A 13,011-nucleotide genomic window follows, 5' to 3' on the forward strand; every position below is an offset into this window, starting at 1 on the left:
AGACGATGTCCGAAGCCACCGCTGACGTGGCCGAGCAGGGGCAGCGCGGGCGGCTGCCCCAGCGGCCCGGGCGGACCAAACGAGCCCGTCCGGCCCGCCCGCCGAGGGCACCGCATCCCCACGACAACGCCCTGGCGGCGGCCAGCTCGGCGTTCACGATGCTCGGCCTGGTGGCCTGCTGGATCGTGCTGCAGATGCTGGTGCTCGGCGGCCTGTCGCAGGCTCGGGACCAGTCGCTGCTGTACGGCGACTTCCGCGAGCAGCTGGCGGCGGCCACCGCCCCCGTCGGCGACACGCCGATCGAACCAGGTGTCCCGGTCGCGCTGATGGAGATCGCGGGGCTCGACCTGGAGCAGGTGGTGATCGAGGGCACCGCGTCGGGAGACCTACTCGTCGGTCCCGGGCACCTGCGGGGCACGGTCCTTCCCGGACAGGAGGGCACCAGCGTCGTGATGGGTCGCGCGGCGTCGTACGGCGGGCCGTTCGGCGACATCAGCACGCTGAAGGCAGGCGACCCGATCACCGTCACCTCCGCGCAGGGGGTCAAGACCTTCACCGTCCTCGGCGTACGACGCACCGGTGACCCGCTCCCGCAGCCCCGCCCTGTCGGCACGGCTCGGCTCACGCTGATCAGTGCGGAGGGCGAGGGCGAGGGCAGCCTGTCGGCCCTGCGGCCCGGCGAGGTCGTCTACATCGACGCCGAGGCACCCGAGGCGTTCCCCGCGCCTCCGGCGGCCGCGGTGACGGTGCCGGAATCGGAGCGGCCGATGGCCGACGACTCCGCCAACGCGATGCCGCTGCTCGTCCTGTGGATGGCCCTGCTGCTCGCGCTGACCCTGGCGGTCGTCGCTGCACGGCAGCGGTGGTCGGCCCTCCTGGTCTGGGTGGTGGCCACGCCGGTGGCCATCGCCCTCGCATGGCAGGCGACGGACGTCGTCATGCGGCTTCTGCCCAACCTCGTCTGAACGTCAGGCGACGCCTCACCCAACTCCAGACCAAACCGACGGCGGCACCGGGACATCCGTCTCACGATCGAGCCGCACCTCCATCTGGCCGCGACCGTGGCCAAAACGAAAAGGAAATCCAACTGATGCACGCACGCAAGTTGCTTGCTGGCCTGGCCACCGCCGCGGTGGCGGCTTCGGGGATCGCCCTGACCGCTGCGCCGGCTCAGGCCGCCGTCCAGCCCAACGACACGACCTTCGCGCCCGTCGCAGCGGACCTGGTCGGCATGGGATCCGACACCACGCAGGAGGTCGTGAAGGCCGCCGCCGACGCGTACAACGCCACGCAGCCCGCCTCGCGCGTCGCGACCTACCAGGCCGGCACCGGCGACACCGTGGCGATCCCGAGTGGGTCCACCAACCGGGTCAACGGCTCCGGTGACGGCAAGAAGCTGCTCTACGGCACGGGCAACGTCGCGGACATCGACTTCGCGCGCTCGTCGTCGGGGCTCAACACCGCGGAGGTCGGTGCCGGTCTCCAGGCGTTCCCGTTCGCCCTGGACACGATCCAGATCGCCAAGGCGGCCACCTCCAACGCCCCCGACACCCTGACCGGCGCCCAGATCCTCGCGATCTACGAGCGGGTCGACGCCGAGGGCGACCCGGTGAACAGCTGGGACGACCTGGGCTTCACGAGCACGGCGGCGATCACCGCCTACATCCCGCAGGCCGGTTCCGGCACCCGCAGCTTCTTCGAGGGTGAGCTGACCAAGCTCAACGGCGGCACCGCGGTCAGCACCACGGGTCTGCCGACCACGCAGGAGCACAGCGTCGCCGACATCCAGGGCAACCCGAACGCGGTCGTCCCGTTCTCTGCGGGCCGCGCCGCTCGCGCCCCGCAGGTCAAGCTCGCGGCGGGCTGGAAGGCTGACCGCGCGGTCTACAACGTCGTCCGCGGTTCGGACATCGGCAAGCCCGAGGTCCAGGACGTGTTCGGCACGGGTGGCTTCCTGTGCTCGACCGAGGCGAAGCCCCTGATCGAGGGTGCCGGCTTCAAGCAGTTCGCGACGCCGGCCAAGGGCGGTGTCTGCGGTACGACCACCCAGGCGGCGACGACCGACTTCGACCTGAACGACGCCACCCCGGTCGACACGACCACCGCCGTGGCGGTGGCCAGCGACGCCGCCGGCAAGGCGCGGATCACCGCGAAGATCGCCGGCGGCACCACCCCGTCGGGCAGCGTGTCGTTCTTCAAGGCCGACGGCACCGTGCTGTCCCGCAACGTCGCCGTGGCCGGCGGCCAGGCGTCCTTCTCCGTCGACTCGGCGCTGGGTGCGCAGAACTTCCGGGCGGTCTACCGTCCCGCGGCCGGCACCAACTTCAAGTCCTCGCAGGGCACCGGCGTCGGCACGGTCAAGACCTCCTCGACGCTGAAGGTCACCTTCCCGAAGAAGGCCGCCAAGGCGGGCAAGAAGGTCAAGGGCACCGTCAAGGTCACCCTGGCCGGCGTCTCCTCGAAGGCCACGGGCACCGTCAAGGTGCTGAAGGGCAAGAAGACGATCGCCAGGGTCAAGCTGGTGAACGGCAAGGCCAAGATCACCCTGAAGAAGGGGCTCAAGTCCGGCGTCAACAAGCTGAAGGTCGTCTGGTCCGGTGACGCGAACGCCGTCGGCTCGCAGAAGGCCGCCAAGGTCAAGGTCGCCAAGGCCAAGAAGAAGTAGCAACTCCGCACCACCCCGGTCCGGGCGGTCGCCTCACGGCGTCCGCCCGGACCGCCTTCCTGAACCACACCAGCTGAGAGAACGCCGATGACCACCTCGTCCGAGGCCCCGACCACCCAGATCCCCGCCGTCGAGGCGTACACCGCGACGCCGCCGAGCCAGCCGCTCGCGGACCTCGAGGCGCGCGACATCACCGCCTGGTTCGGCGACCACAAGGTGCTGGACCGGGTCTCGCTGACCATGCCCGCGGGTCAGATCACCGCGCTGATCGGCCCGTCCGGCTGCGGCAAGTCGACGTTCCTGCGGATCCTGAACCGGATGCACGAGCTGGTGCCGTCGGCGCAGCTCGCGGGGGAGGTGCTGCTGGACGGTGCCGACATCTACGACCCGCAGCGTCGGCTCACCGACGCTCGGCGCAGCATCGGGATGGTCTTCCAGAAGCCCAACCCGTTCCCGGCGATGTCGATCCGGGAGAACGTCCTCGCGGGGCTGAAGCTCACGGGCACCAAGGCCGCCAAGTCCGACCGCGACGCCCTCGTGGAGTACTGCCTCGTCCGCGGCGGCCTCTGGAACGAGGTCAAGGATCGACTCGACGCCCCGGGCGGCGGGCTCTCCGGCGGTCAGCAGCAGCGCCTCTGCATCGCCCGGTCGCTGGCCATCAAGCCACGCGTCCTCCTCATGGACGAGCCCTGCTCGGCCCTCGACCCGACCTCCACCCGGGTGATCGAGGAGACCATGCTCGAGTTGGCCAAGGAGGTCACCATCGTCATCGTGACCCACAACATGCAGCAGGCCGCGCGGGTGTCGAACACCTGCGCCTTCTTCCTCGCCGCCCAGGGCACCCCCGGCGTCATCGTGGAGCACGGGGATACTGGGGCCATGTTCTCCAGCCCGCAGGACCAGCGCACCAACGACTACGTCAACGGTCGTTTCGGGTGAGCCCTGCCCGTCTGATCGGCCTGCTGGCGGCGCTGCTGGTCACGGTCGCCGGCCTGGGCTACCTCGCCTCGATCACCGTCCTGGCCCCGACCCAGATCCCCGTGCCCCCGCAGCAGGCGTACGTCGCCGCACCGGTCCCGGCCGAGGCGGCGGCTCCGGTCGCGCCTGCGGGGGAGCCGGTCGGCCTGCCCGTCGTCGACGCCGCCTGGGTCGCCACCAACGCCGAGGCCGCCGGGGTGCCCGAGACTGCCCTGCGCGCGTACGCCACCGCCCAGCTCCGGCTCGCGAAGTCCTGCGCGCTCGGCTGGACGACCCTCGCCGGCATCGGCTGGGTCGAGTCGCAGCACGGCACCATCGACGGCCGGATCCTGCAGACCGACGGCCAGTCCTCCTCGCGCATCCTCGGCCCCGCGCTGGACGGCGAGGGCGTCGCGGCGATCCCCGCCACCCCCGAGAGCTCGGCCTGGCACGGCAACGACCGCTGGGACCACGCCGTCGGCCCGATGCAGTTCATCCCGACGACCTGGGACACCTGGGGCGCCGACGGCGACGGTGACGGCACCGCCGACCCCAACGACCTCGACGACGCCGCCTACGCCGCAGCCCGCTACCTGTGCGCCGACGGCCACGACCTCACCACCGGCCAGGGCTGGGCGGACGCGATCTTCTCCTACAACCACGCCCAGGCGTACGTCGACGCCGTCCACTCCGCCGCCACCTCCTACGCCGAGCGGACCGGCGGCTGAGCGCCGCTCCCGACGCTGGCCGGTAGTCGAGCAGGTCAGGCGCCCTGGCGCCTGACGTTGTCGAGATCCGGTGAGCTTCCGTATGGCGGTGGGTTGGGGTGTCCTCTTGGCACCAGGCTGGTTCGAAGACTTTCAATGAAATAGGGGGCTCGTCGTTCGCAGCACTCGTCGCACCTGGTCGCGGTTGCTTGTCGGCTTACGGTGGCTTCGGGTCCACCGTTGTGGTCACCGCTGTGGAGGAACACCCCGGACTGTCGGTGACCTCGAATACATTACTGGTATGGCCAACGGTGAGTTCCACGACGGCGACGACGCAGCTGCGTTGCTCGCGTTCGTGCGCGCCCGCCGCACCGTCGCGGCCCAGGCCGAAGCCGATCTCCTTGCCTCCGCGGTCGCTTGGGCGGCGATGCACTCGACCGACGCCCTCGACGTGGCTGCGGTAACCGTCTTCGGCGCACAGGACGCGGCCACCATCGCCGGCGAAGGTGCCCCGTTGGTGGCGGAGTTCTCCGTCCTGGAGTTCGCCGCCGCCCTCGGACTCTCGACCGACGCTGGGCGGATCTACCTCGGCGATGCGGTCGAGCTGGCGCACCGGCTCCCGAACCTCTACGGCCGGGTCCAGGCCCTGGACCTGCCGGCGTGGAAGGCGCGTCGGATCGCGAAGTCCACGGCCGATCTTCCGATGGAGGGTGCGGCCTACGTGGACGCGCACCTGCACGCGGTGGCGCACAAGGTCTCGATCGCCCAGCTCGACCGGACCGTCGAGGAAGCCCGGGTGACGTACGACCCCGCCGAGGCCAAGGCCCGGTGGGAGGCGGCGTTCGAGAAGCGGCACTTCGACATCGAGTCCCAGCAGGTCTCCTTCGACGGCACCGTCGACGTCCACGGCACCCTCGACCTGGCCGACGCCCTCGACCTCGAGGACGCCGTCGCCCGCCGCGCCCGCGAGCTCGGCCAGCTCGGCCTCGATGTGCCGGTCGACATCCGCCGCTCCATCGCCGTCGGCGACCTCGCCCGCCGCCAGCTGTCGTTAGAGCTGAACACCGGGGAGCCCGACGACCGGCAGCGGAAGCGGCCGCGACAGGTGGTCCTGCACGTGCACGTCTCCGAAGCCGCCCTCGGCACCACTGGCGGTGACGACCTGCACCTGGCCCGCGTGGAGGAGACCCGGTCCTTCGTCTCCGCCGAGCAGGTGAAGACGTGGTGCGCGAACTCCGACACCCAGGTGGTCGTGAAGCCGGTCATCGACCTCCACGGCCATGTCCACGTCGACGCCTATGAGACCCCGGACCGGCTCCGCGAACGCCAGGTCCTGCTCCAACACAGCTGCGTGTTCCCGTGGTGCCGCAAGCCGGCCCGACGCTGCGACTGCGACCACATCGACCCCGCCGCCCGCGGCGGACCCACCTGCGACTGCAACATCGCCCCGCTCTGCCGCCGCCACCATCGCGCGAAGACCCACACCCGATGGCGCTACGACAAGCTCGACGACACCACCTTCGCGTGGCAAACCCCGAACGGTCTGCTGTTCAAGCGCGACCACATCGGCACCACCGAGCTCACCTGACCGACCTCGAAGCCTCAGCCCTGACGGCCACCGACCCGCCTGTCAGGGCTACAGGCACGCCCGGGCCACCTAGCGGTGCCCACGTTCACCAGGCGACTGCGTGGCACCGCTGTCCGTCGGCGCAGCGAACACCGAGTTAGGCTGGCCTAACACCCATCGTCAGGAGCCTTCGTGCCGAGAAGCACCACCACCCTCGTCGTCACCTCGACCGAGCAGCTCAGCCCCGGGATGGTCCGGGTCCACTTCCGCAGTGACGACCTCTCGGCCTTCACCGCCAGCGCCGACACCGACCGCTACGTCAAGCTCGTGCTCGGCACGCCCGAGGAGCCGGTCCTGCGGACCTACACGGTGGTGGCGCCCGATGTCGCCGCAGGCACGCTGGCGATCGACTTCGTGGTCCACGGCGACGAGGGGTACGCCGGTCCGTGGGCGGCGTCCGCGAAGCCGGGCGACGTGCTGGAGGTCCGCGGGCCGGGGGGCGGGTACGCGCCCGACCCGACCGCCGACTGGCACCTGCTCGCGGGGGACGAGGCCGGGCTGCCGGCGATCCGGGCGGCGCTGGCGGCGCTGCCCCCGGACGCGGTGGGCTACGCCGTCGTGGAGGCGTACGGCGCCGACCACGTCCAGTCCCTGACCGGTCCGGCGGGCGTCGAGATCAGCTGGCACCACGACGGCGACCTCGCGGGCGCCGTACGGGCCCTGCCGTGGCGCGAGGGCCGGGTCCAGGTGTTCGTGCACGGCGAGGCGGAGGTGACGATGCACGGGATCCGCCCCTACGTGATCAAGGAGCGCGGGGTGCCCCGCCAGGACGCCTCGATCTCCGGCTACTGGCGGCGCGGCCGCACCGAGGAGGGCTTCCGCAGCTGGAAGCAGGAGCTCGCCGCCACCGAGGGCTGAGCGGGCTCAGTCCCGCTTCAGCCGCCACCCGGCCTGCGTGGCCAGGACCACCGCGGCCAGCTGCGAGGACACCTCCAGCTTGCCCAGGATGGCGCTGATCTGGGTCCGCACGGTGGCCTCGGAGACCACCCACTGGTGGGCGATGTCGCGGGCCGTGCGTCCGGCCATCAGCTGGTCCAGGACCTCCTGCTCGCGGGCGCTGAGGACGGCGAACCGAGCCCGCAGCTCGGCGGCCGCCCGCGCGCCCGACTCCCACTGCGCGACCAGCTCCTCGTACTCCCCGGGCGCCAGCACGGCCTCCCGGCGACTGAGCCTGCGGACGTCCTGCGTGATGTCGTGGAGTGCCGTCGTCTTCGCGACCACCCGGCTCGCCCCGTGGAGCAGGCACTCGCCCCACTGCGACCGGGGCGCGGAGGTGAGCACCAGGACCGCGACGTCGGCCTCGGCGAGGGGCCGCACCATGCGCAGGCCGCTGCCGAAGGGACCGAGGTCGAGGTCGAGGAGCGCGATGGTCGGCCGGAAGTCGCTGATCTCCGCGAGCAGTGCGTCGGCGCTGCTCGGCTGGAGGGGTACGGCGAAGCGGCGGGTGGGGTAGCCCTCCTGCTCGAGGGCCAGCACGAGCGTCTCGGCGAACAGCTGGTGGTCGTCGACGACGGCGATCCGTTGGCTCACGGGAGTGCTCGGTACGACGGCTCCGCGACGACCCGACGTACCCCCACGACGAACGACGCACCGGGACGGTGCGCGGGGTCGTACGTCAGCCGCCCGGTGCCGTCGACCAGCATCCGCCGGGCGAGGTGGAGGCCGATCCCGCTCCCCGAGGAGGTGCCGGACCGGGCGCCCCAGTCGAACATGGCGTCGGCCACCGAGGGCGACACCCCCGGACCCTCGTCGGTGACCCGGATCATCACCCAGCCCGGCTCGTCGGTCACCCGGATCTCGACCGGAGACCCGGGCGCGTGTCGGGCCGCGTTGGCGAGCAGCACGCTGACCGCCTGCGCGAGCGCGTCCGGGACGACCGAGACGCAGCGACCGTCGGGCGCCCAGCGGACCTCGTTGCCCTGGGCCCGGTGCCCGACGACCAGCGGCTGCAGCACGTCGTCGAGGGCGATGTCGACCGCCCGCGGTGGATGGACGTTGTGCAGCATGCGGTGAAGTCGGGCCACCTCGTGGGTGACCATCCGCTCCAGCTCGGGCCGTTCCTCGGCGGTCAGGACGTGCGGGGAGCTCATCAGCTCGGTCGCGCTCGCGATCCCGGCGATCGACCCCATCACCTCGTGCATCCGCTCGCGGTCGGCCCGGGTGCTCTCCTCCAGGTCGTCGAGGCGGTCGCGCACCGCGCTGACCATCCGCTGCTGGTCGCGGATCCCCAGTCGGAGCAGGGCCAGGGAGGTCGTCGAGGTCAGCACGGCCACGACCAGGCCGGACAGCAGACCCAGGCTGAGGACGAGGTCACTGTGGAGCGGGAAGGACTCGTCCTGGAGCGCGAGCGCCTGCCACAGGAAGCTCACGACGATGGCGACCTGGAACCGCACCTGCGCCCAGGGCGGCAGGTCGGAGCGGCGGGGGAGGGCCTGGGCGAGCGCGGCTCCGCTGGCGACCAGGACGACGGCGGAGGGCACGCCGGCGCCCGGCGGGAGCGCCCAGCTCCGCTCGCCGTTCAGGACCACGAGGTGACAGGCCGCGACCAGCGCGCCCAGGGTCAGCCCCACGCCGAGTGGGTCGAGCCAGGCCGGGCCCCGCACGGTCGGCGGGAACCAGGCGAGCAGGACGAGGAGCAGCGCCACCACCAGGCTCGCCGCGGCGAGGTACGACGACACCCCGGCGACCGACGTCCGCTGGGCGATGACGGCGACGGTCAGCCCCTGCAGGGACACCAGCGCGACGCCGGCGCAGAGCCAGGCCGTGGAGGCGGTGCGCGTGAGTCGCCAGTGCAGGTGGAGCAGGAGCGAGGCGACGAGTCCCACCAGGTTGACGGTGGGCGCGGACGAGGCGGTGAGCTGAGCCAGGCCGGGCACCCCGCGGGAGAGCGCGAGGATGACCAACGGCGCGACGATCACGGCGGTCGTGCACACCGTCGCGCTACGGCTCCACACTCCTCCGGGCACGCTGAACTTCGACACGTCTGGCTCCCCTCCCGACCGTGCGTCTCTGCTGCTCAGTTGCTCCTCAGGTCTGGACGGCAGCAGCTGCCCTCGAGAAATCCCACGATGTGGACGTTAGACGACGGCGAGGCAATCCGCACCCCCGGTCTGGTGCGGCATCAAGCGAGAGGGTCGGGGGACCGAGTGGCCCTGCTGCTCAGTACGCCCCGCGATGGCTGACGACGGCTCCGACGGTGCGCAGGGCGATGCGCGCGTCCAGGGCGAGCGACCAGTTGTCCACGTAGCTGAGGTCGAGACGGACGGTCTCGTCCCAGGAGAGGTCGGAGCGTCCCGAGACCTGCCACAGGCCGGTCAGCCCGGGGCGGACGGCGAGCCGTCGCAACGGGTCGACGGCGTACCGCTCCACCTCCTGGGGCAGGGCGGGCCGAGGGCCGATCAAGGACATGTCGCCGCGCAGCACGTTCACCAGCTGGGGCAGCTCGTCGAGGGAGTAGCGCCGCAGCACCCGGCCGACCCGGGTGACCCGCGGGTCATCGCGCAGCTTGAACAGCACCCCGCCCGCGCCCTCGTTCCGACTCGTCAGCGCGGCGTCCGGCCGGTCGGAGCCGGCGCTCATCGTGCGCAGCTTCAGCATCGTGAACGGACGGCCCTCCAGTCCGATCCGGGTCTGCCTGAACAGCGCCGGCCCCCGGGTCGAGGTGCGGACCACGGCCGCGAGGGTGAGCAGCAGCGGGCTCAGCAGCAGCAGGGCCACCGCGGCCAGCGCGCGCTCGCCGATCTCCTTCGTCACCCGTTGTGGACCACGCCGGACGCTGCCGCGCACGTGCAGCAGCCCGAGGTCGCCGACCCGGTCGGGCGAGGTGCGCGTCGCGCACACGTCGAGCAGTCCGGTGCCGACGTACAGGTCCAGGCCGCGCCGCTCCAGCTCCCAGCCGAGCCGCCGCAGGTGGACCGCGTCGAGGCCCGAGCCCGGCAGGGCCAGCACGGCGTCGGCGTTGCCGCGGGTCGCCAGGTCCGCCAGCGTGCCGGGGCCGTCGGTGCAGCCGGTCGCGACCCCGGCGAGCACGAACCGGTGGCCGGGTCGGCTGAGCTCGTCGACGGCGCCGTCGACCGCACTGCGCTCGCCGACGAGGAGCACCCGGGTGTCCGGCGCCCCGAGCAGGCGGCGTACGGCGAGCGCGGTCAGCACCAGCACCGCGGTCAGCACGATGAGCCGGAGTGCCGTCGCCGGGCCGGCTGGGCCGGCCGGGACGGCGGAGGCGACCCAGCAGGTCAGCCCGAGCATCGTCCCGGCCCGGAGCACGGGACGGGTGCCACCGTGCCGGTGTGCACCGGTCGCGGCCAGCAGCACCAGCCAGAGGACCGGCACCACCAGCAGCAGTCCGGACTCCGGTGTCGTCGCGGGCAACGCAACGAGCAGGGTGCCGACCAGCGCCGTCAGGGCGTCCGCGCCGACCACGGCCAGCCGGTGGCGGTGGAGCGACCGGCCCCGAGCCGGAGCCACACAGTCGTCGGGCGGAGCCGCCACGAGCGTCACGGACGCCGGGGCGGTGGAGACTGACCGGGGCAGTGCCTCGGGAGTCGTCGTGACCACTGGGGTTCCTTCCGTCGGGGTCCGCTCACCGTAGGAACGGGACGGGCCCCCCTTCATGCCGCAAATGGGGCATCTGCCGGAGCGGACCGGCTCACGGAGCCGTGGGGGGACGCCATCCGACCTGGTTGGCGCGGCCCACGGCTCCGATCTGGGTGGTGACGCCGAGCTTGGTCAGGATCGCCTTGACCTGGGTCCGCACCGTCGACTCGCTGACCCCCGAGTCCGCCGCGATCCGGCGGACCTGATGGCCCGCCAGCAGCTGCCCGAGGACCTCTGCCTCGCGGGCCGTGAGGCTGTCCAGGCGGGCGAGCACCGCTCGGCGCTCGGCCTGGCCGCGCTGCCACTCGTCGACCAACCGGTCGAGCTGCTCGCGCGACATCACCGGCAGGCCCGCGGCGAGCCGGTCCACGGTGCCCAGGATGTCGGACAGCGGTCGGGAGCGGCTGAGTACGGCGCTGGCGCCGTACCGCACGGCCTCGCCCCAGCGCGCGCCCACGGGGGACGTGGTGAGCGCCACCACCTCGATCTGGTTGCGGGAGAGCGGGGCGACCAGCCGGATGCCCTCGAAGGAGCCCGGGTCGATGTCGACGAGGGCGATGTCCGGTGGGTCGTCGGTGATGTCGGCGATCACCCGGGCCAGGGTGCCGGCCGTGGCGGAGAGCACGACGTGTCGCGCGACGTGCCCCGCGGCCCGCAGCGCCAGCTCGATGGACTCCGCGAGCAGGGCATGGCCGACCGCCACGACGACGCGCGTGGGCGACCGCATGCTCATCTGATCTGCTTCCGACGGAACTCTGTGGGGAGCACCCGTCGGACCACCGTAGGGAAGCCGTCCTGACCGGGTGCCGGACCCCGGTCGAGATACCCACCTCTGGGGAAACCGTCCCCAGAGGTGGGGACGCGGAGGCCGGAAGGCCATTCGCTGGGACCGGGCTCGCGCACGATGCGCGTGCCTGTGACGACGAGGCGGACAGAACGACGAGAGGGAGACACATGCCGGCGACGTGCTCCGCCCCGCAGGTTTCCCGGCCGCTGCGGCCGGCCCACCTGGCCGTGCTGGTCGCGTCCGACCAGCCCCTGGTCGCCGACGCGGTCCACACGGCGCTGATCAGCCAGGGACTGGAGGCGTTCGCGACCCCGGTGAGCCGGGGGCCGATCTCGCCCTCGCAGACCGCCCGGCTGCTCCAGCTGGACTCCACCGTCCTGCTGGTGATCTCCGACCTCTCCCGCTCCAGCCGGCTCGAGGGCGTGCGCACCATGATCGACGACCTGAAGCTCCCCGCCGTGGTGCTGTCCGGGACCGAGGGGGACGTCGAGTGGGGTGCGGTGCTGGAGAGCGGCGCGTCGGTCGTGCTGCCGGAGTCGGCGACCCTGGACGAGGTCGTCCGGGCCCTGCGCGGAGCGGTCCGCGGCGCGCTCCTGGTCCCCCCGCGCCGACGCCAGGAGCTGGTCGACGAGTGGCGTCGGACCGTCCAGGAGCGCTACGAGCTGGCCGCGCGGCTCGCCTCCCTCAGCCCGCGCGAGCGCGAGGTGCTGCGGATGCTCTACCTGGGCGAGTCCGTCCAGGAGATCGCCGAGCGCACCGGCGTCGCCGTGGCGACCGTGCGCAGCCACGTGCGGTCCGTGTTGCGCAAGCTCGGGGTCAGCTCCCAGCTGTCCGCCGTCGCCGTCTACGCCCAGCTGGGGCTGTTGGGCGGGGACGGCGGCTGAGGCGAGCGCCGGCAAGTCGGTCGGTGAGTCAGCCGGGGACTCAGTCGGTGAGCGGGGCGAGACCGGCGGCGGACTCGACGTACCGGCGGCCGGTCTCGGGGCAGCGCCACGTCGCCCCGTCCCGGACCAGGGGTACGCCGGCGTGCCCGACCCAGCCGATCAGCCGGGCCGGGACCCCGACGACCAGCGCGAAGTCGGGCACGTCGGCCACGACCACCGCCCCGGCGGCGACCAGCGCCCACCGCCCGACCACGACGGGCGCGACGCAGACGGCCCGGGCCCCGATGCTCGCCCCCTCCCGCAGGGTGACGCCGACGGCGTCCCAGTCGTCGGCGGTCTTCAACCGGCCCTCCGGGGTGACGGCCCGGGGGAACACGTCGTTCGTCAGCACCGCGGCGGGACCGACGAAGACGCCGTCCTCCAGCACCGCCGGCTCGTAGACCAGCGCCTGGTTCTGCAGCTTGCACCGGTCGCCGACCCGGACGCCGGGACCGACGTAGGCCCCCCGACCGATCACGCAGTCCCGGCCCACGCTGGCGTCCTCCCGCACCTGCGCGAGGTGCCAGACCCGGGTGCCGGCGCCGAGCTGCGCGCGGGGATCGACGTCGGCGCTCGGCTCGACGAGGTGCGGGAGGTCGGACACGGTCTGCTCGCTCATGTCGTCATCGCACCGCTCCCGGCCCGGGTCACAGGCGGCCCCCGGGGGAGTTACCCCATTCGGGGGAAAGGGGAGCTCGACGAGCGCCCGCGAGGAGTCCGGCCCCGAGGGTGGGGGTCCGCTCCAGCAG

The 13,011-nt window shown here is 72.6% G+C and carries 12 protein-coding genes; 7 read left to right on the top strand and 5 right to left on the bottom strand.

The genetic code is table 11. From position 1 onward, the window contains the following. Positions 1–5 precede the first annotated feature (5 nt). The 6 genes from MUB56_RS09785 (at position 6) to MUB56_RS09810 (ending at position 6,814) form a co-directional block, all read left to right on the top strand. Positions 6–965, top strand: a complete 960-nt coding sequence (locus MUB56_RS09785; protein ID WP_244931710.1) for a class E sortase — start codon at positions 6–8, stop codon at positions 963–965. A 125-nt stretch (positions 966–1,090) separates the two neighbouring features. After that, entirely contained in the window at positions 1,091–2,665 is a 1,575-nt protein-coding gene (locus MUB56_RS09790; RefSeq protein ID WP_244931711.1) for an Ig-like domain repeat protein, read from the top strand. Between the two features lie 87 nt (positions 2,666–2,752). Further along, positions 2,753–3,604, top strand: coding sequence for a phosphate ABC transporter ATP-binding protein (locus MUB56_RS09795; RefSeq protein ID WP_244931712.1), 852 nt, complete (start codon positions 2,753–2,755; stop codon positions 3,602–3,604). Further along, on the top strand, positions 3,601–4,350 hold the full coding sequence (locus MUB56_RS09800; protein WP_244931713.1) for a lytic murein transglycosylase: 750 nt from the start codon (positions 3,601–3,603) through the stop codon (positions 4,348–4,350). The genes MUB56_RS09795 and MUB56_RS09800 overlap by 4 nt, the downstream gene beginning before the upstream one ends. A 280-nt stretch (positions 4,351–4,630) precedes the next feature. Then, positions 4,631–5,917, top strand: coding sequence for an HNH endonuclease signature motif containing protein (locus MUB56_RS09805; protein WP_244931714.1), 1,287 nt, complete (start codon positions 4,631–4,633; stop codon positions 5,915–5,917). A 171-nt stretch (positions 5,918–6,088) separates the two neighbouring features. Continuing rightward, positions 6,089–6,814, top strand: coding sequence for a siderophore-interacting protein (locus MUB56_RS09810; protein ID WP_280637390.1), 726 nt, complete (start codon positions 6,089–6,091; stop codon positions 6,812–6,814). A gap of 6 nt (positions 6,815–6,820) precedes the next feature. Here the strand turns inward: MUB56_RS09810 and MUB56_RS09815 are convergent, their stop codons facing one another. From MUB56_RS09815 to MUB56_RS09830, 4 genes are all read right to left on the bottom strand, one after another. After that, positions 6,821–7,486 carry a response regulator transcription factor gene (locus MUB56_RS09815; protein WP_244931715.1) on the bottom strand — a complete coding sequence of 222 codons (666 nt, stop codon included), beginning with the start codon at positions 7,484–7,486 and terminating at the stop codon, positions 6,821–6,823. Further along, entirely contained in the window at positions 7,483–8,937 is a 1,455-nt protein-coding gene (locus tag MUB56_RS09820) for a HAMP domain-containing sensor histidine kinase (RefSeq protein WP_244931716.1), read from the bottom strand. The genes MUB56_RS09815 and MUB56_RS09820 overlap by 4 nt, the downstream gene beginning before the upstream one ends. A gap of 178 nt (positions 8,938–9,115) precedes the next feature. Further along, positions 9,116–10,513, bottom strand: coding sequence for an exopolysaccharide biosynthesis polyprenyl glycosylphosphotransferase (locus tag MUB56_RS09825; RefSeq protein WP_244931717.1), 1,398 nt, complete (start codon positions 10,511–10,513; stop codon positions 9,116–9,118). Positions 10,514–10,604: 91 nt separating this feature from the next. Next, entirely contained in the window at positions 10,605–11,285 is a 681-nt protein-coding gene (locus MUB56_RS09830; protein WP_244931718.1) for a response regulator transcription factor, read from the bottom strand. Positions 11,286–11,506: 221 nt separating this feature from the next. On the opposite strand from MUB56_RS09830, the gene MUB56_RS09835 reads away from it, so the two are divergent. Continuing rightward, positions 11,507–12,223 (top strand): response regulator transcription factor, encoded by a 717-nt coding sequence (locus tag MUB56_RS09835; protein ID WP_244931719.1) that lies wholly within the window; start codon positions 11,507–11,509, stop codon positions 12,221–12,223. A gap of 40 nt (positions 12,224–12,263) precedes the next feature. Here the strand turns inward: MUB56_RS09835 and MUB56_RS09840 are convergent, their stop codons facing one another. Then, on the bottom strand, positions 12,264–12,881 hold the full coding sequence (locus tag MUB56_RS09840; RefSeq protein WP_244931720.1) for an acyltransferase: 618 nt from the start codon (positions 12,879–12,881) through the stop codon (positions 12,264–12,266). Between the last annotated feature and the right edge of the window lie 130 nt (positions 12,882–13,011).

It is taken from the genome of Nocardioides sp. W7 (assembly GCF_022919075.1).
Classification (GTDB): domain Bacteria; phylum Actinomycetota; class Actinomycetes; order Propionibacteriales; family Nocardioidaceae; genus Nocardioides.